The organism is Trichococcus sp. TS_SC_9 (genome assembly GCF_056156325.1).
Window position 1 is genome coordinate 876,136 of record NZ_CM149591.1, and the last position, 23,865, is coordinate 900,000.

A 23,865-nucleotide genomic window follows, 5' to 3' on the forward strand; every position below is an offset into this window, starting at 1 on the left:
CTCTCCTTAAGCGATTTGCTTCAAGTTGGCTACGACGCTCTCATATTTCGGCGTAGTGATCAGACTGTCGACTGACAGATGGACGGCTGTAGGAACTTTTTGCTGGGCCGCTTGCGTTAGGCTGTTTTTGCTGATCACCAATGTTTGCGGAGATGCTTCCAGTTCATTGATGTGCACTTTTCTTAAAGGGATATCGAGCGCTTCCCTCTCCAAAATCCGTTCCACTACTTTTTGTCCCATAGTGGCGGAGCCTTTGCGGTCATCATGGACCAAGACGATTTCATTGATGTTCGCCAAATCAAAGTCAAGGACCGGCGCTGGTTTTGCGACGACGGTTGCTTTCAGGTCGGTGCCGGACAAAGTAGCCACGATTTCATCGTATTTTGGCGAATTCAGGAAATTCTCGATCGCTACAAAAGTTGCATTCGGTGCTTTCTGTTGGGCCCGATTCTTCAGTTCTTCCTGGGTGACGATCAACGTGTTGGCTGCATCCGTCAGATTATTGATGGCGCGGTTGGTGACGTCTTGCGGTAACCCAGCTGCGTTGATTTTTTTGCGTAGGATAGACGCGCCCATTGCGCTTGAGCCCATCCCTGCGTCGCAAGCAAAAATGATGTGTTGGATCCCAGTCAGGCTTGTTTGTCCTGCTAAACCTTTTGCGCTTAATTTTGCGGCTTGGGTCGCTTTGACGCTTTCTTCAAAAGTGTCGATTGCTTCTTTGGAGTCTGCCTTCAAAATGACCGCAGCTACCGCAAAAGATGCTGCTGCACCGGCGACAACTCCCAAAATGACGGGTAGATAAGAACCCATCGGTGTCATAGCCAAAATTGCGATGATCGAACCTGGTGAAGCAGGAGCCCGCAAACCCGCACCTAATAGTTGGAACACAAAGCTTCCGGAAACACCACCTGAGATGACTGCCAGGAATAATAACGGTTTCATCATGACGTAAGGGAAATAGATTTCGTGGATCCCGCCCAAGAAGTGGATGATCATAGCGCCCGGAGCTGTTGATTTCGCTGAGCCTTTGCCGAATAGAGTGAAAGCCAACAGTACGCCCAAACCAGGACCAGGATTTGCTTCAAGTAGGAAGAGGATCGAACGACCTGTTTCGCTGACTTGTTCCGTTCCTAACGGTGTCAAAATGCCGTGGTTGATTGCATTGTTCAGGAAAAGAATTTTTGCTGGTTCGATGAAGATATTTGTTAAAGGAATCAATTGTGCGTTCAGGATCGTTTCCACCCCGGCTGCCATTGCTTGTGTCAAACGGTCAACCACCGGGCCGATTGCTTGGAACCCTACAAGTGCCAAAGCGAATCCGATCAGGCCTGCCGAAAAATTGTTGACGAGCATTTCAAAACCGGTCTTGATTTTGCTCTGGAAAATCGCATCAAATTTCTTGATCGTGAAACCGCCCAACGGTCCCATGATCATGGCGCCCATGATCATCGGAATTTCTGTCCCTACGATCACACCCATTGTAGCGATGGCCCCGACTACCGCACCGCGTTCGCCTGCGATCACTTTACCTCCTGTATAACCGACCAACAGAGGGATTAAATACGTTAGCATCGGACCTACCATCGAAGCGAAGGATTCATTCGGCAAATAGCCATCCGGGATAAATAATGCCGTTAAAACTCCCCAGGCGATGAGCGCCCCTATATTCGGCATCACCATGCTTGAAAGCGTACTGCCTAACTTTTGAACCTTTGCCTTCAGCGAGGCTTGTTGTGTCTGTTCCATCTTTTGTTTCTCCCTTCAAAATGTTTCTTTTGATGTCTTTATTGTATGCGCTTCCGCCTTCGGGTTATAGTCGTGCTTTGGCACGTTTATTTGTGCCAGGTCTTGATTGGGTCATTGATCAGGGAGACTCTCGCAGGAGAATAAGCGCACAAAAAAAGCAAGCAGCCTTCCACCGGGTGGGATGCTGCTTGCCTTTTACACATATTTTGGTTGTCTCTGCTAGCTGTTTTGGAGAATGGTTTGGATTGCCCTCAGATCTTTGGCATCGCTCAATGCCATCACGTTTTCGATATCCGAGCAGAAAAAAGCGATGTCCTGCAAAGCTTCCAATTGTTTTTCCTTCAGCGCCACCACAAAAAGGATGGTTGCGATTTGCGGTTTCTTGCCGTTGCCGAAGTCGACGCCATCAGGCACTTGGATCAAACAGATGCCCTCTTCTTCAATATAGGGTTGCCCGTCGCTGTCACCGTGAGGCAAAGCGACAAAATTGCCAACGTAGACGCTCACTTTACGATGGCGCGCCAGCATTGATTGGATGTACTGTTGGGACACCAAACCTTGCGCCACCAGAAATTCCCCGGCGGCGATGATCGCCGCTTCGGCGCTGCTGTACGTTTGATCCAACAAAATATGCTCATCTTTGATCGTAATCATACGGATTCCTCACTTCCTTACCACTTTATTTCTTTACTTTTTCACTTCCTCGATCAAGAGGGCCGACAACAATTGGTAGATGATCGCTTCATTGCCGGAATTGAAAATCTCCATCCCTAAATCGTTCATGATGATCGCTCCACTGATTTTCCCAAGCATCTTGGCGACGTTCTCTTCAATCGGATCCGGAGCCAGCATGACCAGCATCCGCGTCAAGATCATTGGTTCTTTATCCATCCCGACTATTTCCAGCGGCGTCTGCAGATCAAAGACACAAAAACAAGGCTGCTGGACCGCGGCATGCGAAGCGTGGAACAAAGCGAAATGGGTATTGGGAATGCCGATCGGCGCTTGCTGATAACGGTTCATCAATTTGTCCCGGACTTTTGCCGGGTCCGCGACGATTTCCGTTGAAATGTTTTTTACGGCTAAAGCGACGGTTTCGGAAATATCGGCGCTGTTTTCCAGCGTCTTGACGAAAAAGTGCTTCAACAACTGGTTGATTTCATCGATGAACGTCATGACTTCCTGATAATCATCGTTTTCGGGCAGGCTGGGCTTCGCCGCGATTTGAACATGACGCTTCGTATGATCGATGGCGCGGAACGCTTCTTTGAGCTGCTTGATCTCGTCCTCCAAAAGCAACGGGGAAATCAACAGATATTTCCCGCTGTATCCTGGCAACAATGAAGTGGAGATGGTCAAATCAAATTTTTCTTCCAGATTGCTTTTCCCTAGATCGGCTATACGGAAAAAGACAATCTCATTGATGAAGGGAAAATGTTTCCGCAAACGCATTTCCAGCATACGGGTCGAAGCCAAACCGCTTGGGGAAATGCCGGCGATATCCACCGCGATGACTTTCGGGCTGCGCTCCAGGGAATTGGCGAAATGCAGCACCATATAGGCGATCTCCTCTTCTGAGAACTCCTGCTGCGGGAACACTTGCGGCAAGGCATTGCGGATCGCACCGGCGACTTCCGAATATTGCCCCATGATCCGCTCCAGGATGGGATTATTGAGGCTCCCTTGGTTCAGGATGGCGCGGCTCAACGCAGCGGATAGATGCGTCAATAGCATTTTGTAGAGATTGCTGTCTTCAAAGAAATTGACTTCGGCAGCGCGGCTTACGTTTTCGATCAATTGCTTCACTTGATAAGCCAAGCGCGTATCAAAGCTTTCGTTAAAAAAATCGTTATCCAAGGAACTGAAGAAATCGCCCAATAGATTAGCGAAGAAAACGACTTCGCTGACTGCGTACAGTTGCTTCGTGTGCGCTGCGATTTTGGCGAAAATTTGCTTCGACAAGTCCAAAAGTTCCTTATTGAGTTGTCCCGAATAGGAATCTTCCACCAGTTGGCAGCCCCGCGGAACGCGATCCATGGAAATCGTCAGCATCAAAATCAAAAATTCCAATTTCCGATCACTCAAGTCGGAAAAACGGGGCTCGACGATTTCACGCACCAATTTTTGGGCAAAAAGCAGCTGCTCCTGATTGACGAATTGCAGAAAGAAACTTTCTTTATCCTCCAATTCCGAAAAATGGAAGAAGTGGTATTCATTGATCTCTATTCCCAAAATATTGGCCAGCAGGAGGCGGCGATATTTTTCGCTGCCGGCAAGTTCATAGCCGCGGTTTCGCGTGATCGCTAAGGGCAGCCGCGCCAAACGCAGCTCCAACTGTTTGATGTCGGCAAAAAACGTGGTGTTGCTGATCAAGTATTCATCCAGGAACGCCTGCATGCTGATAGGCTCATCGCTATTCAACAACTGCAGCAAAATGGCATGCTGGCGTTCCGTGGCGGATAGTTCGGAAGGCTCCTCTTCAGAAACGATAGAAAGGATTTTTGCTTTTGCGGCATCCTCAGCGATCAAGCGGAAACGGCCCCGGCTCGCTTTCTCCAGCTTTGCACCGATGGATTCCAAAGAAAGTTCCAGATTCACCAACTCGCGGTAAACCGTACGCTTGCTGACTTTCAGCAGGCTCATCAAGCGTTCCACGGTAACCGGTGAGGCGGAATGCAGCAATTCTTTCAAAATAATGGTCTCTCTAGGAGTTAGAAACATCTGATAAGTCTCCCCTTAATAGTTTCTCGTATTTGTTCGTTGCGATAAGCTGGTCGACGATCAGCAGCGGACACTCCGGCAGGACATTCTCAGCTGCAAAAGCTGCAGTGACGACATACAGATTCGTTTGGTCCACAATCACCTGTTCCAACGGCTGCTTTTCAATGTCGATCTGCATGTGATGCTTTTCCGCTAAGTTCCGGAACGCTTGCACCGCCATCGTCTGCGACCCACGCACGCCATCCGCATACAAAAAGACGACTTTTTGATACGGCAGTTTTCCCTCCAAGTGTATCGGCGTTACCCTTTTTTCTAGTCCATCGGTCAGCAAAGCTACCACTTTCGTATACTCTGCCTGATCCAAAAAATTGCCGATTGTGATGATTTGGGCGTGGGGGGCTTGTGTTTCGGCCAAATGCTTCAGCTCGTTTTGGGTAATCAGCAACAGATTCGGATCATCCTGCACGCGATAAATGGAGGTGTAATCCACGGGAAGCGACAGGCCGTTCTCTTTCAATTGCCGCCGCATAATGCTGGCCCCCATGGCACTTGAACCCATGCCCGCATCGCAAGCAAATAAAATTTTCTGAACTTCCATCACTTTTGTCACCTTTTCTGAAATTTCTTTTTTTGCCTGATCTTTCCTGATCACGAAGGCTGCCAACAAAAAACTTATCAGCGCGCTTACCGAAATACCGCATGCAACCCCCAGCAGCATATCCTGAGGCGTGTTCGCCAGAATCGTCACGATCGATCCAGGGGATGCCGGTGCTTTCAAGCCCACTTGAAACAACTCAAAAACCAATGTGCCGCTCATCCCGCTCAAAATGACTGCGGCAAACAAACGGGGATTCAACAAGACAAACGGGAAGTAAATCTCGTGGATTCCGCCGACCAGATGGATCATAAAGGCCCCACTGGCACTGGCCTTCAGCTCTTTGCGGCTGAACAGAATGAAAGCCAACAGAACCCCTAGGCCCGGACCGGGGTTGGTTTCGATCAGAAACAGCAGCGACGTTCCCGCATCCCCCGCCTGCTCAATGCCCAACGGCGTCAAAATGCCGTGGTTAAGCGTATTGTTCAAGAACAACACCTTCAGCGGCTCTATAAAAATGTTCGTTAACAAGAGTAGGTTCCTCTGGATCAACCAGCCGACCAACAGACTGATTTGCTGCGTCACACCCGCAATGAAAGGGCCGATGAAGACCAAACTTAAATAGCCTAGCAGCATACCGATGATGCCCGCTGAAAAATTACGTACCAGCATTTCATAACCGGCTTTGACCCTCGGAAAAATATATTTATCGAAGAGAAAAACGTTCCAGCCCGTCAGCGGACCTATCACCATGGCACCCAGTATCTGCGGGTCTTCAGCATCTACGAGCATACCGACCACTGCAATGGCCGCGACGACTCCCGCCCGTTTTTCGATTAATCTTCCTCCGGTGTAAGCAATCAGAACCGGCAGCAGAAATTGAATCATGAGGTGATCCATTTCGATAAAAGATTGTTGGAGTGGGCCTTGAAAATACTGGATAAGCGTCGTTATGATCCCCCAAGTGATGAAGACGCTGACGTTCGGCATGATCATTCCGCTGAGATAATGGCCGAACCGTCTTATTTTCAGCAAATCAAACGTTGCTTCCTTCGCATAGGATCGTTTTGGTCTTCTCATTATCACACCTCCCTTTCATTTATCCCAAGGTACATCCCGCACCACGTTGGTTTCGCTTACATTACCGCGGATGTTTCTAACTAATTATACATATAATCATACAGTTGTGCACAATTGCAATCATTGTTCTACATGACGGATGCAGACTCCTCATCGGTTCCAGGAATCACTGACGGTTAAAAACAAAAAAGCCGTGGAGCACCCCTTACTGCAGTGTTCCACGACCCTAAAATATTTTACAGGCTCTATAGCTTAGATACCGATTTCGGCTTTTACGACATTTACGATGCGCATAACGTAGTCATGGCATTTTTCATCCGTTTCAGCTTCAGCCATAACGCGCAACAACGGTTCTGTTCCGCTCGGGCGCACCAAGATGCGGCCTTTTCCTGCCATTTCGGCTTCCACTTCTTCGATGACAGCTTTCACAGCCGGGATCTCCATTACGCCGTCTTTTTCGGAAACGCGTACGTTCACCAATTCTTGTGGGTAAAGCGTCACTTCATCAGCCAATTCGGAAAGCTTTTTGCCGGTCTGTTTCATGACGTTCAGCAATTGGATACCCGTCAAAAGGCCATCTCCGGTCGTATTCATTTCCAGGAAGACAACGTGTCCCGATTGCTCCCCGCCCAAATTGTAGCCATTCTTGCGCATTTCTTCCACGACATAACGGTCGCCTACTTGCGTCTTTAAAGCAGTCATGCCCTCAGCTTCCACAGCTAAATGGAAACCCAGATTGCTCATCACCGTCGAAACAATTGTGTTTTGATTCAATTTATTGCGCTCTTTCAAATATTTACCGCAGATGAACATGATCCGGTCGCCGTCGATGATGCGCCCATTTTCATCCACCGCGATACAGCGATCGGCGTCGCCATCGAATGCCAAGCCGACATCCGCTTTTTTCTCAACGACAAATTTACCTAGGACATCCGGATGCGTGGAACCGACGCCTTTGTTGATGTTGATGCCGTCCGGATTTGCACCCATCGTGAAGAAATCCGTTTCCAAGTCCGCGAATAAACGATTGACGACCGGAGATGCTGCCCCGTGTGCCGCATCCAGACAGACTGTGATGCCAGAAAGATCATCCGGGATGGTCGTCTGCAAATATTGTGCATATTTCAGGACGCCTTCAGGATATTCATCCACCGTACCCAAGCCATCTGCGGAAGGTCTCGGCAAATCGTCCCCTTCTTGATCCAAATAGGCTTCGATTTCGTATTCCTGTTCATCCGACAATTTGAAACCGTCAGCTCCGAAGAATTTGATGCCGTTATCGCCTGCAGGATTGTGGGATGCAGAGATCATGACCCCAGCAACAGCACCTTGAATGCGTGTCAGATAAGCGACGCCGGGTGTTGGGATGACTCCCAATTGCAATACTTCGATACCGACTGACAATAAACCGGAAACCAATGCATATTCCAACAATTGACCAGAAATTCTCGTATCACGTGCAACCAAAACAAGCGGATGTGCGATATCTTTAGCATGCTGTCTTAGGACATATCCTCCAAAACGGCCTAATTTGAAAGCTAATTCCGGCGTCAATTCGCTGTTCGCAACGCCTCTGACACCGTCTGTTCCAAAATATTTACCCATTACCTGTAATCTCCTTTAGATTTTTCATTTATTTTCTTTGCATGGATTTGTTTGATTTTTAATTTTATGAGCTGCTCTCTGATTGACCCTTTTCGCTATCCTGACTATCCGAAGCCGAAGATGCGATGGCGCTGCTTTCGTCTGATGAGGAGGAGGATGCCTCTTCATCGGCGGAAGACTCCGAATCGGCTGCAGCTGATGCAGCATCCGACACGCGGATATTTACCTTGATTGTAGTCGGCGTAGCCGTCAAAGTGTCATTCGGGACCGGAATTGTGAGCGTTTGGGTGGTGGTGCTTTCTACACCCGTGACACTCACAGGGAGAATCACTTCATCAATCTCGTCAAGCACAGACTTATCGCCTGTCAAGGTCACACTGGATTGCCCATCCATTTCAATCGTAAAGATTTTGCCTTCAAGCGGAACACCGATTTGTTGGATAACCAACGGCACTTCTTTCCCGTATTGGGAGATCGGAATCTTTACGGAAATCTCTTGCGGATCGATGGAAACATTCAACTTATTCCCACCTGCATCCACTACTTGTATTACAGTATTCATATTCACAGTATTTGTCAAGCCATTTTCAGCCGCAACCGTCACGTAAACACTATCCACACGCTTTATGGTAGAAGCGGGTCCGGTCAATGTTACGGTATCCACACTCAGTTCTGGAACGCCTGCTATATATTGCGGATCGACCAATGATTCGTCAAATCGGACTTCCACCGGGCTCTCGATGGCAACCCGTTCTTCAATGACAACATTCACACGCGATGGCGTGATCGAATAATCGATTTCATTCGAAAGATTTTCAGCCGTCAACTGGATCGTATGGTTGCCCGGTCCCAGTTCGTCCAGATTTTCAGTGACAATGCGGTAATCCGCAGCGGAAATCGTCTGCACGAGTAGGCTCTCCGGACCGGTCATGGTCAATACCACCGTTTCCGGCAATCCTGAAATGAAATATTCGTCCGTATCGATGTTCACTTGGATTGGGACATTCGAAATGGTTTCCCGCTTGCTGGTGCTGATGGAACTGTTGCTGGTACTCGTGGACCAACCATAGTTCTCTGAGTAGACATAGGCGAACAACAACAAGGAAATCACGAAAGAGAGGCCTCTGACAACCCACTTATTTTCCAAAAAATTATCTTCGTTCTGCTTTTTCATTCAGAACCACCCCATTTCGTATTGTCAAAGAAATCCTGAATGAAATTGGTAGTCTTTTCTTCCTCTTCCTCCACGACCAGCTGGTCCGTCAGGTAGGCGACAAAATCCTCACGGTTCATTTCCCGCAAAAGGCTCGTCTTATGGGCAATGCTGACGCCCCCGGTTTCTTCCGAAACGATGATGGTGAGGGCATCACTGACTTCACAGAGTCCGATTGCGGCACGGTGCCTTGTTCCAAGTTCCTTCGGGATGAAGGAACTTTCTGATAGCGGCAAATAACTGGCAGCGGTCGCGATTTTGTAATCTTGGATGATGACTGCTCCATCATGCAAAGGCGTGTTGGGGATGAAAATATTGATCAGCAGCTGGTTGGTTACCTCTCCGCCGATCCTTATCCCCGTTGCAGCGTACTCATCCAGCAAACCTTGCTGCTCGATGGATATCAAGGCTCCAATTTTTCGCTTTGCCATATATTGGACAGCCTTATCCAACTCCGTCACCAAGCGTTCGCTCATATTGACCGAGCGTTTGGCTTTCTTTCTGAATCCTGTCTTGCCCAGATGCTCCAAACCTCTTCTGATTTCCGGCTGGAACACAATAATGACTGCCACGACACCCCATTGGATAACGCGGTTCATGATCCAATCTATGGTCTGCAACTGAAGCGTGACCGCAGCTAGTTTGATCAGCACGATGATTCCGATCCCTTTCAGCAATTGAATGGAACGCGTACCTTTTAAAATCATGATCAACTTGTAGACCAGATACCATACCAATAGGATATCCACTATATCAAAGGCATTGCTCCAGGTGATCACTTCTCCCCAATCGATTGACACATGCGCACCTCCACGTTCAAAGTTATATCGTCAATTATATCACAAATAATCCGAGCTCATGGTACTGTTTCCTTGAGAAAGCGCTTCAGTAGCGTTACAATGGAGACAGATGGGTCATCGTTCCTAACTGAAGCATATCGTTTGCAAATTTGGCTCACTTTGCTATACTTAGTTTATAATTATTATAATAAGATAATTAATTTAAATTGGGAGGAATTCAAATGAGTATCGATTTTAAAGATCACGGCAAAAAACCTTACGTAGTGAACATCGAGGACGCAACCCTGCAGAACGAAAACTACCGCACAACAATCTGGACCGGCGAAAAATTACAGGTGACTGTGATGACGATCCAACCCAACGATGACATCGGATTGGAAGTCCACCATGGCATCGACCAATTCATCCGCATCGAAGAAGGCGACGGCGTGTGCGTGATGGGCGACTCAGAGGACGATCTGTACTTCAAACAGAACGTATCCGACGATGATGCTGTCTTTGTCCCTGCCGACAAATGGCACAACATCACCAACACAGGGGACAAACCACTCAAACTGTATACAATCTATGCAGGCCCTAGCCACGTGCCCGGCACTGTCCACCCGACCCACGAAGACGCAGAAAACGATCCAAACGAACATTAATGAGGAAAAGCGGAACGGGTTCGTTCAGCCCTGAAAGAAATTTAGGAAATCGTGCCGACTGAGCATCGTAGAGCGCAATAGGTACGATTTATCTAATTTCCGAAGGGCTAACCCGTGAAGCTAGCCAACATTATTGGTTGCATGGAACCATTTGAAAACTTGTGGAGCACCTATGGTGATGCACATTAACTTTTATGGAAATATATTTTTCTTACAAAAAAACGAGCCCAGGAAATATATTCCCGGGCTCATTTTTTTATTCATCAGAATCAATCAACCAGTTTCGCTAATTCTTCTTCAGGCAAGTAGAACGATACTTTGCCGCATTGCGGGCATGCCGCTGCTTCCAAAGCCGCTTTTGTGTGTCCGTTCAATGTTTTCTCCTTCGCCAACTCTACAAGATAAACCCCTTGCGAATACAAACCCAGCCCTTCAATCAAATCAACGTTGCAATCTGTGCATTTAGCCATTGTATTTCCCCTGCTTTCTCTTCGATAATTGTCTATTTTTTTGAAACATACGCCTCATCCATCATATCATGTTTTTTTATTTAAACTTTTTACTAAATTATGAACTTTTCTATCACGACAAGCAGGAATCAACTCCGCAGAATGCAAAAAGACGCCCTAAAATCATCAAAAATGATTTCAGGAACGTCTTTTTAGAGAAGCCATTCGTTTCCAATGAGCTTCATAAGTTCGCATGACTGGGCTAGCTGGATTCGAACCAACGAATGACAGAGTCAAAGTCTGTTGCCTTACCGCTTGGCGATAGCCCAATGGTGGAGGGAGGCAGATTCGAACTGCCGAACCCGAAAGAGCGGATTTACAGTCCGCCGCGTTTAGCCACTTCGCTATCCCTCCGTTAGCTTTCCTTAAAAAGCTGACCAATATATAATATACCAGTGACAATCGATTTTCAAGAGGTCAAATTCAATTTTTAACAGTTTTTAATGCGGCGGCAACTCTGAAAAAAGTACAAACTTCTACACTTATAGGTTCCCGGACCGAAAAATGGAAATCAGCAACCAGATGCTGAACAAGCCGGCGATCACAAAACCCGCTTGCCCCAGGAATTGTCCTCCCGGCGTACCGGACATAATAGCGGATGACAGCAACAACCCGGCAACAACCAAAGAGATGACGACGCGGTTGGACATTTTTTTTACGTCCTTCCACTTATCATCCAGCTGATCGACATCAATCCGCAACATGGTCCTGCCACTTGCCGTCTGCTTCAGCAGAGCCAGCAGACTGCTGGGAATCTCACTACTGTCCTTGATGAAGGCATAGCCCCGCAAAGCCAACTTTTCCGCAGAAAATTTCTGCATCAGCGTCGTTAGCGTAAAACTTTCCTTCAGATAGTCCTTCGCGATCGAAATCAGGTTCAATTCAGGGGAAATTTCCTGAAAAACGCCTTCCAGTATCGACAAAGACTTCGCTAGGATCGTCAGATCACTCGGAATGGCGATGTTATGGCGTTTGAACATTCTGATGAAATCGGTGATGAAGGTACCCATGTTCACATTCAGCATATTGTTCGAAAGGTACATATCGAACAGCATCTCGACGTCGGCGTACAGACTGCGTTTGTCCACCCTTCCTTTGGGTGTCCCCAATTCCAGACAAACTTTCACCATCCGGTCGAGATCCTTCGAAGCCAATCCCTGTAGAATATCATTCAGCGATTTTTTCGTGGTCTCCGACAGATCCCCCATGATGCCGAAATCGATGAAATAGATTTTGCCTTCTTTGATGATCAGATTGCCGGGATGGGGATCCCCATGGAAAAAGCCATCGTGGAACACTTGTTTCAGATAGGCCAACATCAGTTTGCGGCTGATGTCATCCGAATCATAGCCAAGTAAGTCCAACTGTTCCCGGTTGGTGATTTTGGTGCCTTCGATGTACTCTTCCACCAATACCCTGCGCGTCGTAAGCCCGGGATAGATTTTCGGGACGCCGATGCAGGCAATGTTGGCGTTGAGGTCCCTGAAACGTTGCAGGAGCTGGGCTTCATTGCGGAAATCCAGTTCGATCAAGGTGTTCGCCTTCACTTGCTCCAAAGCTTCTTTGGGATCGACTACCTCAACCAGTTCCTTTGGGATTTTTCGGCTGAGCCGGATCAGGATATTCAAGTCCCTGATCAAGAGATCATCGATGATTGGGCGCTGCACCTTCACGACCACTTCTTCCCCTGTCCTGAGAACCGCCCGATGGACCTGCGCAATCGATGCGCTGGCGAGCGGTTTTTCCTCAATGGATAGGAAGGCTTCGCCTAATGAAAGTTTGGTTTCTTCCATAAAGATGCGTTCGACTTCCGCAAACGGGAATTCCGGCGCCTTGTCCTGCAGATGCGCCAATTCTTCAACGAAAGCCTGCGGGAGAATGTCAATCCGCGTGGAAAGGATTTGGCCGATTTTGATGAAGCTTGGCCCGAGTTTCTCGAAAGCAAGACGAAGGTTCTCCGGATCTTGATCTTTTCGGCTTGGCTTCACCTGGTTATGATAAAGGAATTGAAGCCCGTAAGAGGACAGGATCCGGACTATTTCTTGTAACCGTTCGTCTCTTGCCATCCTGAACCCTCCTTCAGCTTTTGCGATTGCTTATTTGCGCAACAATTGATCCAGTTTAGCGTTGATGGCATCCATCTTGGCTTCCAGCGCCTCCACGTCCTCTTTTTTTGCGAACGGCAGATTATCAAGCTCCGCTTTCGTTGCCGGCACGATGGTAGAAGCTTTCCGGGTCAATTCCGTCTGCAGTTCTTTTCCTTCTTGGACCGTAACGCGCCCTTTTTCGACCATCTCATTGATCAGCTTTTCAGCTTTCTCGATTGAAGTGGAAGTTATGCCGACACCTGCTAAGAAAATCTTCTTTAATTCATCCATTTTAATCTCTCCTTTGATTGTTGAAATGGGATAATCCGAAAAATCTTAGTGCTCGTGGAAATGTTCATGCTCTGAGTGGCTGTGTTCGTCTTCTTTGTTGCGGCGGATGCTGAATTGTTCCGGCACAGGATCGTAGCCGCCTTTGACAAAAGGATGACATCTGAGAATGCGTGAGATGCCCATTATGCTGCCCTTGATTGCGCCATGTTTTTGGATGGCTTGGACCGAATAGTTTGAGCAGGTCGGATAGTATCGGCAGCTCGGCGGGAACAGTGGCGATATGAATTTCTGGTAACCACGTATCAAACCTATAAAAATTTTCTTCATGGCGGCTTCCTTTCTGGCTCTATACTGCTATTTTACCCTTTTTCTCCCTAAAATAAAATAATTGCGTATCATAATAAATGGACTTCTGCTGCCGCTATTTTTTTTCGGAACAATTTGGTAAAATACCTATATATCGGTGCTTGCCGAAATGCATACATAAAAAGAGGTTGAGCCTTCATGAATACACAAAAAAATAAAACGTACCGCATCGCCATTCTTGGCATTCTGTCTGCGTTCATCATCATTCAGACATTCGTTCCTTTCCTAGGCAACATTCCCATTCCGCCATTGAATCCTACCATCATCCACATAACGGTCATAGTGGCCGCTTTCGTCCTGAGCACGAAGGATGGCATGCTGATCGGACTTGTCTGGGGTTTGGCGCGCATGGTCAAAGCCTACACGCTGCCGGCTTCTCCGTTGGATCTGCTGCTCTGGACCAACCCGATCATCGCAGTCGTTCCGCGTGTGATGGTTGGGCTTGTGGCCGGACTTGTTTTCCATGCTTTCCTGAAACGCAAACAGGAAAAACGCGGGATGGTCATCGCGGCCGTTTTGGGATCCTTGACCAATACGCTGCTTGTACTGGGATTCATCGCCCTTTTCTATGGCAATGAATACGCCACAGCCCTAAATGTGGATCCATCCAACCTGTTGAAGGTACTGGCGGGCATCGTTGCAACCAATGGAGTCGGCGAAGCCATCGCAGCCGGCTTAATCGCCCCATTCATCGCAACTGCCCTGATGAAGGTCCGCAGAAAATGAGCAAAAAAAACGATGAGCCTCCGTGGCTCATCGTTTTTATTTTGTATTTCACTGCAATACTGGCTGAATGGCTAACCACCCTTTGATGAGGGTCGGCATATTCAGGAACACCCAAGTCACAATCGATGCCCCGCCGATGCCATAGAAATACAGCGTAATCGGCTTGAACAAGAGGAATATGACCAAGAAACGCTTCATTGACATTTTCGTCAGACCGGCAACCATGCAGAGAAAATCATCCGGGAACCCGGGTAGCGCAAAGGCTGAAGCCATCAGCCATTCGAAACGATTCCCTTTTATCAACCAACCATAATATTTTCTGTAGGTCTCTTCCGAAACGAATGCTCTTACGAACGTCTTGCCGTATTTGCGGGCCAAGATGAAATTGATGATCGAACCGATCAACACCCCGATGAAGCTGTATGTGAATCCCCACAACGGACCAAACACCAGAGGAGCCACTACGACCGTTACTCCGCCCGGAATGATGGGGTAGACGACTTGGAGAATTTGGATCAGCAAGAAAATGACGGGCGCATAAATGCCCATTCCATCGAGTAGTGCCTTTAAAGTGCCTTCAGCTTCGAAAAAGCCTGTCCGATAGACCCAAATGCCTAAGATAAGTGTCGCGACTGTTCCCACTACCGTCGAAATCTGGACGATCTTACGGTTCAATGCAATCCCTTGATGGGTGGTGTTTTCCAATTCCACATTTTCACCTCTTATCACTTTTTGGTGCTGCCTTGTTTCCGATTATACATGATTAACATAAATTTTCTGTGAATTTACCTTATCGATTCCGTGAACTGCATCCATTGACGACGCTTCCTTTTTCTGCGTCTTCAGTATAGCGCAAACACCGTGTGCCTACCTCTGACTAAAGTCGGATTTTCTTCCCCGATTATAAACACTTCCCTGCGTTTTGTCCATAAAAAGAAAGTTAAGAGTTTTTTAGGAGAAAAAGTAAAGCTGTCTTGCGCTGATAGGCGGTTCGGGCTGGAAAAATACCGGCAGCTATGATACTTTCAGTGTATAGAAACTTTAATAAGATAGGTGATTTATGGCAACAACATTCTCAAAGAACATCCGATCGACTTTGGCCAGTTCTTTCATAAACAGTTTGATCTATTCCTGCACGATCCCCTTTCTGGTCATCTATCTCGCCGGCATATTCAATCCGCAGCTGACCGGCTTGCTCGTAATGACAAATGTGGTCGTCTGCTTTTTGGCAGGTATCATCGGTGGTTACCTTGCCGATAATTTTCAAAGAAAGAAAATTCTATATCTTTTCCAATCCTTGTATGGCGCATCATTGCTTTTGATTGCCCTCAGATTTTTAGGCTTGCTTTCGGCAGATGGTTGGTTGATTCTCGGTTACCTCGTCTGCGGCATTTCCTTCAATCTGTATTCGCCTGCGTACGATGCCGTACTGATGGATTGTACCACCGTCGAAAATCGCAAACAGGCCTACCAATGGCAATATTGGACCTTCAATTTATCCATGGCGCTGGGATTTTCGCTCGGCGGATTCTTGTTTAAGCACTTCCTGTTCCAACTGTTCCTGGTGGCTGGGATATCCCAACTGGCGATGGCCCTGTTGTTTCGGAGCCAATTGGACTACACCAACGCCACCGCGCAGAAGCAGCATACTAACAGATTGAAGGATCTATTTTCGAACTACAGCATCGCCGCGAAAGATACCCGTTGGCTCTTTTTGATCCTGGGCATGGCTTTATTCAACACGGCCGAATTCTCGCTGAAGACCTACACCGCGGTCCGGCTTTCGAAAGAGTTCGAAACGTTGATACTCTTCACGGTTCCGATCGATGGCGTCAGGATGCTCAGCCTTCTGCAGGTCCTCAACACGCTGCTCGTTGTCGGGTTCACTTTCCTCGTCTCGCGCTTCACCGAAAAGAGATCCGAAAAGGCGACCATCCTTTACGGCCTTGTGATCTGCGTTGTCAGTTATGGTTTGATTGCCGTCATGAACAATATCTATATCCTGGTTCCGTTGATGATTTTGGCTACCATCGGCGAGTTGGCTTCCGCTCCGAACATTAACGCCCGCAAAGTTGACCTTGTTCCTGAAGATAAGCAAGCTTCCTATCTGGCTTTCAGCTCCCTTTCTTACCAAGGTGCTGACCTATTGGCCGCCTTTGCATTGACGCTCAGCGGGTACATCTCGGCCGGTTTCATCGCTGGCTATATCATTATTTTGGGCTTGGTCGGCACCTCACTCACCGTCAACAGTCTGTACGGGCACAAAAACAAAGGCAGATGAGCAATCTCCCCTTACATTGAAGTGACTTGTTGTTCCTGCTGGTACTCCGACAAAGGAGGAAATCATGATGGAAATCGTAAAATGGCTCAACGACACGATCATCTGGGGGATCCCCATGCTGATCCTGATGCTGGGGACAGGGGTGTATCTGACGTTCAAAACCAGAGCTGTCATCTTCACCCGATTTGGGACAGTGATGGCCAACACGCTGAAGACGGTTTTCCGGAAGCCGAAGGAAATCGAAGCCGGCACGATTACCCCTTTCCAGGCAGTCTGCACAGCTTTGGCCGGAACGGTCGGGACCGGCAATATCGTCGGAGTGGCAGTCGCCATCAGTGTCGGTGGCCCAGGTGCCATCTTTTGGATGTGGGCTTCCGCCGTACTTGGTATGGTCACGAAATATGCGGAAACCACTCTTGCCCTCGCCTACCGCGAAAAGAATGCGAAGGGTGAATATGTGGGGGGCCCCATGTATTACATCAGCAAAGGCTTGGGCTTTCCCAAACTTGCCTATCTTTTCTGCCTGTTGACGGCCTTTTCCTCAATCGGCGGCGGCAACATCGTCCAGGCGAATGCCGTAGCCGGCAGTTTGAAGGACGCCGTTTCCATACCTACCTTGGCAAGCGGCCTGCTCTTGGCTCTCTTTGTGGCGTTGGTTGTGGTGGGTGGCATCAAGCGGATCGCAAGCGTAGCGGAGAAATTGGTTCCCATCATGGCTCTGATCTATACAGGCGCGGCCATCTTTATCCTGATTGTGCAGCGCAACCAGATTCCCTCCGCTCTCACCACCATTTTCACGGACGCTTTCACCGGCACTGCTGCTATCGGTGGCTTTACGGGAGCCTCGCTGATGTATGCCGCCCGAATCGGTGTCGCACGGGGAGTGTTCACAAATGAAGCGGGCCTCGGCAGCGCTCCGATTGCCCACTCCACTGCCAACACCGACCATCCGGCACGCCAAGGCTGTTGGGGGGCTTTCGAAGTCTTCTTCGATACAATCATCATGTGCACCATCACCGCTCTAGTGATCATCATCAGCGGCACCTGGAAGGACGCCTCGATCGATGGCACAGAAATGTCCAACCGGGCCTTCAGCGCTGTCATTCCGGGCGGGGAATACATCATTTCCATCGGCATCGTCCTGTTCGCCTTCGCGACCATCATCGCCTGGTACTATTATTCCGAAAAAGCGATCGAATACATCGCCGGTGAAAAAGCCATTTTTGTCTATCGGATCTTTTTCATCGCTTCCATCGTCTATGGAGCAGTCGCGACGCTGGATATCGTCTGGGAGATTTCCGATCTGTTCAACGGGCTGATGGCCATTCCGAATCTGATCGCTTTGATCGGTCTGGTCGGACCCATTGTCGCATTGACGAATGATTTCTTCGCTGATCCGGAAACGATCCGGCCGAAGGATCACTCCTATGCCGCCCTTCTCCGAACAAAAAAATATTTCAAGCGCTTCCATTGAATGTTATGATATACCTATCAAATAAATGGAGGAAAGCATATGATCCATATCCTGTTATGCTGCGGCGGCGGATTTTCATCCAGCGCGCTGGCGGCCAAGGTAAAAAAAGACATCCAGCAATACCAGCTGGAAGACCAATTTGAGATCGAATTCTCTCCGTTCATGATCGCCAAAGAAAAAATGGACCGGTTCGATATCGTCGTCTGCTGCCCGCACCTGACCTATGACGTCAAAAAGATGGTCAAAAACGCCAATCCCGACAAGCCCATCTACATCTTGCCGCCGCGCATGTATGGCCTGATTGATATCCGCGAATTGTCGATCGATGTCGTGGATGTGCTTGAAATGTACAGACAGTCACCACTCAACCCAGTCCATTTCCCGGGTGAAGCAAACGTCATGCGTGTCACGCGATCCGTGGCCTACCGCCGCAGCAACTTTTCCTGAATAAATCTAAGAACAAACGAGGTGGAAGCTATGAGCAACTACGATTTCATCAAAAAAGTAGAGCACTTGATCAAGCCCAAAGATATCGCAACGCTTCAATCATTAGCACCTTTCACTAAGTTCATTCCCAGAAAAGTTCAAAATAAGATCATGGCTGAATCTGGCAAGAAAAATCCTTATATGGGTTTTGTTGTGGAGCCTTATAGTGTATTTGTATGTTACGAATTGAAGGACTTGGATTGGGCGAGGCTATTGATTCCCGATAATTTCGAACTGATGGAAACCGCAGTGTTTTCCGATGGTGAACCAAAACATTACATTATTTTCAGTTGTTTCAACGTGCATACCAGTGCTTTCTGGGGCACACGCTTGGAAGTGAACCTCATCGCCAGAAACAAAAACAATAATCTGTTGAGCTGGGTCATCATCGATTATGACACCAACACACTTAGCCATGACCTAGCTAAAGGATTGATTGAGTCCACTACCGAAAAGGCCCTTCTCACAACCGACTTTGATGGAAATATCATTGTGGATATCGAAAACACGGAGAAAAGCCGCGCGCTAGTATTCGATTGCAGCACTGCTGCTTCCCAGTCCAAAAAATTGAATCCGCAACTGTGGTTAGAAGGGAATTTATCTGTAAGTTACGGGAAGGATATTTCTCATAATTCGGGAGAAGTCTTTTCTCTGAAATTTGACCCCAAGGAAGTTGAAAAAGGATGCAGCCTCCCTCCCGAACAGGTAAGAATCAGTCAAAACACATGGTATGATGGATTATTCCACAGGAAGCCGGATGAAGTGGTCTACTTCCCGTACGCACAGCATTATTTGTCGGACAGCCCTGGACACTCCAGCGAACCCAAGAACGAAGCCGATATGGTCGAACAAGTGAAGCAGTTGGATTTAGACAATATGCCCGACTATTCAGCCGCCCCGCTCAGGAAAATGATCAAAATGGGGATGTTGTTCAATTCGTTGCTTATTTTGACACTTTCGCTAATACCCATCTTCTCTAAGAGGAAAAAGCCTAAAAATTGAACAGCTCCCACCTATGCATCCGCGCAGAGGTGGGAGCTGTTCAATTTTGATCATCAATAATGCACTTCGCTATAGTTAAGTGGCTCTGTACCCTTTTTTATTTCCTAGTCCAAGCCGCCATACCGCCGATAAAAATATTCGACTCCCAGTTGGCAAACGGATTTGTCCACTAACACCGGGAACATTTCGAAATATACATCCCTTTCAAACGTATCCGTATCAATGGGCTCAATCCCGATCCTGTTCCCGGCGCAAGTCAGTCGGGCCGGTTCCATGATTTTTTTCTTATCCATGTTAACCAACAAGTATTGCTGATCGTTTTTTTCAAAATTTACTGCCTCCTTCATGAATTCCATTCACTCAATAGATACGTAATCTGGAAGCAATTCCATTTTTCAAGAAACATAAGATCCCTTCTGGGTAAAAATGTCCAAAAAAATAGATACATCAAGTATTTTGAAAGACTTGATGTATCTGAAAAACGATTATGCCGGCTGCAGGATTTGAACCTGTGACCTCCGCGTTACGAGTGCGATGCTCTACCAACTGAGCTAAGCCGGCCTTGCGATGGATTCACTCAACAAGTGAACCACAACACAACAAATTATAAATAAATTTTGTCGATTTGTAAAGAGGACAATTTCGTCAAATTGAAATTGTCCTCTTTGCATACCCATAGAAACGCCTTTGCAGAGGGCCGCTCGACAATATGACAGCTTCCATCAAACATTTTAATCTTGGGCAGGCTTATTCCTTAATTCATGGATGCGCTGCAGATCATATGGCGTTTCCTGATAAACAAAGTAATTCAGCCAATTCACGAAGAGGATATTGGCATGACCGCGCCACCGCACCACTGGACGCTTGCTCGGATCATTCTCAGGGTAGTAATTGATCGGGATATTGATTGGCCGCTCCAAAGCGACGTCACGCTTGTACTCCTTATCGAGCGTATCAAAATCGTATTCGGCATGACCCGTCACAAACACGAAACGGTTGTCCCTGCTGCGGACAACGCTGACCCCTGCCTCTTCGGATGTCGCCAGGATTTCCAGCTCACTGCAGGCCTCTATATCCGCTTTACGGACATCGGTATGACGGGAATGCGGCATGAAAAACTCATCATCAAAGCCGCGGAGCAGCATCGTTCTGCTGTCGGTGATCCTGTGCTTGAACACACCGAACAGTTTTTCCTTCAGAGGATACTTCCCGATATTGTAGTGATGATACAGACCCGCTTGGGCTCCCCAACAAATATGCATCGTTGAGAAAACATGGCTGGCGGACCATTCCATGATGGACACCAATTCCGGCCAGTATTCCACCTCTTCGAAGGCAAGATTTTCGACTGGCGCACCCGTAATGATCATGCCATCAAAGTATTGATCCTTGATGTCCGAAAAAGTCTTGTAGAAATAGTCCAAGTATTGCTCGGAGACATGCTTGGAATCATAGCTTTCCATCCTCAATAAGGTCACTTCCACCTGCAAGGAGGTATTCGAAAGCAAACGGATGAACTGCGTTTCCGTAGCTTGTTTTGTAGGCATTAAATTCACAATGATGATTTTTAACGGACGGATATCCTGCGTGACGGCCCTCAGCTCGTCCATGACGAAGATATTCTCTTTGGCCAACTCTTTGATGGCGGGCAAATCCTTCGATACTTTGATCGGCATGTTTTCCACTCCTTTTTTTGATTAACCGGTTCATTCAACAGCTCTCTATGCACAAAAAAGCTCCCCTCACCACAGTCTTGCGACCATGGGACGAAAGCTTCGCGTTACCACCCATTTTTATAAGGACTTCACAATCCCTACCTCAAAAAGTACATAAAGTGATTTGCGTAATCGCATATCCCTTTTATACTCTGCAGAATATCGCCTGCATACGTAATCGAGCTGATTATTCACCCGATTAAAGGCTCCAAGACCATCTTCACTCTGTTCCGATACACCCCCTTTCACCAAATCAGGAGCTCTCTTTATGTACTTCCCAAAGTTACTCTTCTCATCGTTGCCCATTCTATTGTCAGATAAGACTTGCATTAATATAATTAAAATTATCATCATTTCTTAATCTTGTCAATAGGTAAAACCGATCACCGCTGAACGACACCGGAAACATGTGTACTATCCTTGCTGAATTTCTCGGCAACAAAAAAATAGCGGGCCGGAACTACTTCCCCTAATTCCGACCCGCTACTCTCATCTATATTAATATAAGAGAGAACAATTTTATATTTCTGCCTTGATATCGGCATACTTTTCGCGTTTGCGATCGAACATCGCCACAACATAGGAGCAGCGCGGAACAATTTTTTTACCTTCAGCCCGCATTTCTTCGACAAGACGGTCCAGTAACATCTCGGCGACCCCTTGCCCTCTCAATGAGGAATCAACATAAGTATGGTTGGCGATGACCTTATCTTCTCCATAAGGTGCGTATGTAATTTCAGCTATCATACATTCATTCTCATCATTCAAAGCGAAGCCGTTTTGAGTCTTAATAAAATCTTCCATACTCTATTTCCCTCACCTTCTGACAACTATCCTTAAACATAGTTTAGCATGGTTCCTCGATTTTATATAATAAATCGACTCATTCGACAAGGCGCAAGACTGATAACAAATCAAAAAAGGCTATCGACATTTACATCGACAGCCTTCTGATTATTTATATAAAAACATGCGCGGCAATGTCCTACTCTCACAAAGGGAAACCCTTCACTACAATCGGCGCTAAGAAGCTTAACTTCTGTGTTCGAGATGGGAACAGGTGTGACCTTCTTGCCATCATCACCGCACATGGTGATTCTGATCTATAAGTTTTATTTCAAAAAAAAAGCGCGGCAACGTCCTACTCTCACAAAGGGAAACCCTTCACTACAATCGGCGCTAAGAAGCTTAACTTCTGTGTTCGAGATGGGAACAGGTGTGACCTTCTTGCCATCGTCACCGCACATTTTTCAAGAGAACGTTGTTCTCTCAAAACTGAATCTACAAATTTAAAGGGAACCCGAAAACACCGCTTGAGTTTTCATCTTTTAAAAATTGGTTAAGTCCTCGACCGATTAGTATTGGTCCGCTCCATACATCGCTGTACTTCCACTCCCAACCTATCTACCTGATCATCTCTCAGGGGTCTTACTCACTTAAAGTGATGGGAAATCTCATCTTGAGGGGGGCTTCACGCTTAGATGCTTTCAGCGTTTATCCCGTCCACACATAGCTACCCAGCGATGCTCTTGGCAGAACAACTGGTACACCAGCGGTGTGTCCATCCCGGTCCTCTCGTACTAAGGACAGCTCCTCTCAAATTTCCAACGCCCGCGACGGATAGGGACCGAACTGTCTCACGACGTTCTGAACCCAGCTCGCGTACCGCTTTAATGGGCGAACAGCCCAACCCTTGGGACCGACTACAGCCCCAGGATGCGATGAGCCGACATCGAGGTGCCAAACCTCCCCGTCGATGTGAACTCTTGGGGGAGATAAGCCTGTTATCCCCAGGGTAGCTTTTATCCGTTGAGCGATGGCCCTTCCATGCGGAACCACCGGATCACTAAGCCCGACTTTCGTCCCTGCTCGACTTGTAGGTCTCGCAGTCAAGCTCCCTTCTGCCTTTACACTCTACGAATGATTTCCAACCATTCTGAGGGAACCTTTGGGCGCCTCCGTTACATTTTTGGAGGCGACCGCCCCAGTCAAACTGCCCGTCTGACACTGTCTCCCTGCTCGCTAAGAGCAGCGGGTTAGAGTGGTCATATCACAAGGGTAGTATCCCACCGTTGCCTCCTCCGAGACTGGCGTCCCGGTATCATTGGCTCCTACCTATCCTGTACATGTGATACAAACACGCAATATCAAACTGCAGTAAAGCTCCATGGGGTCTTTCCGTCCTGTCGCGGGTAACCAGCATCTTCACTGGTACTATAATTTCACCGAGTCTCTCGTTGAGACAGTGCCCAAATCGTTACGCCTTTCGTGCGGGTCGGAACTTACCCGACAAGGAATTTCGCTACCTTAGGACCGTTATAGTTACGGCCGCCGTTTACTGGGGCTTCAATTCAAAGCTTCGCTTGCGCTAACCTCTCCTCTTAACCTTCCAGCACCGGGCAGGCGTCAGCCCCTATACGTCATCTTTCGATTTTGCAGAGACCTGTGTTTTTGATAAACAGTCGCTTGGGCCTATTCACTGCGGCTGACCTTGCGGTCAGCACCCCTTCTCCCGAAGTTACGG

21 protein-coding genes, 3 tRNA genes and 3 rRNA genes (1 of these 27 only partly in view) are annotated in these 23,865 nt (G+C 47.7%); 6 read left to right on the top strand and 21 right to left on the bottom strand.

The genetic code is table 11. The features are described 5' to 3' along the window. Window positions 1-6: 6 nt before the first annotated feature. The 7 genes from AC0J5I_RS04020 to cdaA form a co-directional block, all read right to left on the bottom strand. Window positions 7-1,746: a PTS mannitol transporter subunit IIBC gene (locus AC0J5I_RS04020; protein WP_475304018.1), complete on the bottom strand. Its 1,740-nt coding sequence runs from the start codon at window positions 1,744-1,746 to the stop codon at window positions 7-9. Between the two features lie 219 nt (window positions 1,747-1,965). After that, entirely contained in the window at window positions 1,966-2,400 is a 435-nt protein-coding gene (locus AC0J5I_RS04025; protein ID WP_475304022.1) for a PTS mannitol transporter subunit IIA, read from the bottom strand. Window positions 2,401-2,433: 33 nt separating this feature from the next. Next, entirely contained in the window at window positions 2,434-4,467 is a 2,034-nt protein-coding gene (locus tag AC0J5I_RS04030) for a BglG family transcription antiterminator (protein WP_475304025.1), read from the bottom strand. Then, on the bottom strand, window positions 4,451-6,142 hold the full coding sequence (locus AC0J5I_RS04035; protein WP_475304029.1) for a PTS transporter subunit EIIC: 1,692 nt from the start codon (window positions 6,140-6,142) through the stop codon (window positions 4,451-4,453). Before AC0J5I_RS04035 ends, AC0J5I_RS04030 begins: the two co-directional genes overlap by 17 nt. A 252-nt stretch (window positions 6,143-6,394) precedes the next feature. Then, on the bottom strand, window positions 6,395-7,747 hold the full coding sequence (gene glmM / locus AC0J5I_RS04040) for a phosphoglucosamine mutase (protein ID WP_475304031.1): 1,353 nt from the start codon (window positions 7,745-7,747) through the stop codon (window positions 6,395-6,397). A 64-nt stretch (window positions 7,748-7,811) separates the two neighbouring features. Next, window positions 7,812-8,921, bottom strand: a complete 1,110-nt coding sequence (locus AC0J5I_RS04045) for a CdaR family protein (protein WP_475304033.1) — start codon at window positions 8,919-8,921, stop codon at window positions 7,812-7,814. Next, entirely contained in the window at window positions 8,918-9,760 is an 843-nt protein-coding gene (gene cdaA, locus AC0J5I_RS04050; RefSeq protein ID WP_475304036.1) for a diadenylate cyclase CdaA, read from the bottom strand. Before cdaA ends, AC0J5I_RS04045 begins: the two co-directional genes overlap by 4 nt. A 221-nt stretch (window positions 9,761-9,981) precedes the next feature. Here cdaA and AC0J5I_RS04055 point away from each other — a divergent pair, with 221 nt between their 5' ends. Beyond that, entirely contained in the window at window positions 9,982-10,404 is a 423-nt protein-coding gene (locus AC0J5I_RS04055) for a cupin domain-containing protein (RefSeq protein ID WP_475304039.1), read from the top strand. 269 nt (window positions 10,405-10,673) lie between these two features. On the opposite strand, the gene AC0J5I_RS04060 is transcribed toward AC0J5I_RS04055, so the two are convergent. The 6 genes from AC0J5I_RS04060 to yidD form a co-directional block, all read right to left on the bottom strand. Continuing rightward, entirely contained in the window at window positions 10,674-10,874 is a 201-nt protein-coding gene (locus AC0J5I_RS04060) for a hypothetical protein (RefSeq protein WP_140186135.1), read from the bottom strand. Between the two features lie 236 nt (window positions 10,875-11,110). Beyond that, window positions 11,111-11,182: transfer RNA gene (locus AC0J5I_RS04065), tRNA-Gln, on the bottom strand. A gap of 1 nt (window position 11,183) precedes the next feature. Continuing rightward, a tRNA-Tyr gene (locus AC0J5I_RS04070) sits at window positions 11,184-11,267 on the bottom strand. 128 nt (window positions 11,268-11,395) lie between these two features. After that, window positions 11,396-12,979 carry an ABC1 kinase family protein gene (locus AC0J5I_RS04075; protein WP_475304042.1) on the bottom strand — a complete coding sequence of 528 codons (1,584 nt, stop codon included), beginning with the start codon at window positions 12,977-12,979 and terminating at the stop codon, window positions 11,396-11,398. Between the two features lie 30 nt (window positions 12,980-13,009). Continuing rightward, complete coding sequence (locus AC0J5I_RS04080) at window positions 13,010-13,291, bottom strand: phasin family protein (RefSeq protein ID WP_475304043.1); 282 nt, start codon at window positions 13,289-13,291, stop codon at window positions 13,010-13,012. 45 nt (window positions 13,292-13,336) lie between these two features. Beyond that, the gene (gene yidD / locus AC0J5I_RS04085) at window positions 13,337-13,618 is read right to left on the bottom strand and encodes a membrane protein insertion efficiency factor YidD (protein ID WP_475304046.1); all 282 of its coding nucleotides are present in this window, start codon (window positions 13,616-13,618) and stop codon (window positions 13,337-13,339) included. Window positions 13,619-13,795: 177 nt separating this feature from the next. Here yidD and AC0J5I_RS04090 point away from each other — a divergent pair, with 177 nt between their 5' ends. Next, entirely contained in the window at window positions 13,796-14,383 is a 588-nt protein-coding gene (locus AC0J5I_RS04090) for an ECF transporter S component (protein ID WP_475304051.1), read from the top strand. Between the two features lie 48 nt (window positions 14,384-14,431). Here the strand turns inward: AC0J5I_RS04090 and AC0J5I_RS04095 are convergent, their stop codons facing one another. Beyond that, window positions 14,432-15,094, bottom strand: a complete 663-nt coding sequence (locus AC0J5I_RS04095; protein WP_475304055.1) for a TVP38/TMEM64 family protein — start codon at window positions 15,092-15,094, stop codon at window positions 14,432-14,434. Between the two features lie 349 nt (window positions 15,095-15,443). Here AC0J5I_RS04095 and AC0J5I_RS04100 point away from each other — a divergent pair, with 349 nt between their 5' ends. From AC0J5I_RS04100 to AC0J5I_RS04115, 4 genes are all read left to right on the top strand, one after another. Then, complete coding sequence (locus AC0J5I_RS04100) at window positions 15,444-16,664, top strand: MFS transporter (RefSeq protein ID WP_475304059.1); 1,221 nt, start codon at window positions 15,444-15,446, stop codon at window positions 16,662-16,664. A 64-nt stretch (window positions 16,665-16,728) separates the two neighbouring features. Beyond that, window positions 16,729-18,138, top strand: coding sequence for an alanine/glycine:cation symporter family protein (locus AC0J5I_RS04105; RefSeq protein WP_475304064.1), 1,410 nt, complete (start codon window positions 16,729-16,731; stop codon window positions 18,136-18,138). Between the two features lie 39 nt (window positions 18,139-18,177). Further along, window positions 18,178-18,585 carry a PTS sugar transporter subunit IIB gene (locus tag AC0J5I_RS04110; protein ID WP_475304068.1) on the top strand — a complete coding sequence of 136 codons (408 nt, stop codon included), beginning with the start codon at window positions 18,178-18,180 and terminating at the stop codon, window positions 18,583-18,585. Window positions 18,586-18,615: 30 nt separating this feature from the next. Beyond that, a complete protein-coding gene (locus tag AC0J5I_RS04115) occupies window positions 18,616-19,626 on the top strand; it encodes a hypothetical protein (RefSeq protein WP_475304071.1) in 1,011 nt (336 codons plus the stop codon). A 104-nt stretch (window positions 19,627-19,730) separates the two neighbouring features. Here AC0J5I_RS04115 and AC0J5I_RS04120 read toward each other — a convergent pair whose 3' ends face one another. The 7 genes from AC0J5I_RS04120 to AC0J5I_RS04150 form a co-directional block, all read right to left on the bottom strand. After that, window positions 19,731-19,973, bottom strand: a complete 243-nt coding sequence (locus tag AC0J5I_RS04120) for a hypothetical protein (protein WP_475304076.1) — start codon at window positions 19,971-19,973, stop codon at window positions 19,731-19,733. Window positions 19,974-20,114: 141 nt separating this feature from the next. Continuing rightward, window positions 20,115-20,187 (bottom strand) — tRNA-Thr (locus AC0J5I_RS04125). 170 nt (window positions 20,188-20,357) lie between these two features. Further along, window positions 20,358-21,302 carry a homoserine O-acetyltransferase MetA gene (metA, locus tag AC0J5I_RS04130; RefSeq protein WP_475304081.1) on the bottom strand — a complete coding sequence of 315 codons (945 nt, stop codon included), beginning with the start codon at window positions 21,300-21,302 and terminating at the stop codon, window positions 20,358-20,360. Window positions 21,303-21,860: 558 nt separating this feature from the next. Beyond that, window positions 21,861-22,145, bottom strand: coding sequence for a GNAT family N-acetyltransferase (locus AC0J5I_RS04135; RefSeq protein WP_475304084.1), 285 nt, complete (start codon window positions 22,143-22,145; stop codon window positions 21,861-21,863). 168 nt (window positions 22,146-22,313) lie between these two features. Next, window positions 22,314-22,429, bottom strand: a 5S ribosomal RNA gene (gene rrf, locus AC0J5I_RS04140). Between the two features lie 40 nt (window positions 22,430-22,469). Continuing rightward, window positions 22,470-22,585: ribosomal RNA gene (gene rrf / locus AC0J5I_RS04145) — 5S ribosomal RNA — on the bottom strand. A gap of 91 nt (window positions 22,586-22,676) precedes the next feature. Then, window positions 22,677-23,865 (bottom strand): 23S ribosomal RNA (locus AC0J5I_RS04150); it runs 1,725 nt beyond the window's last position.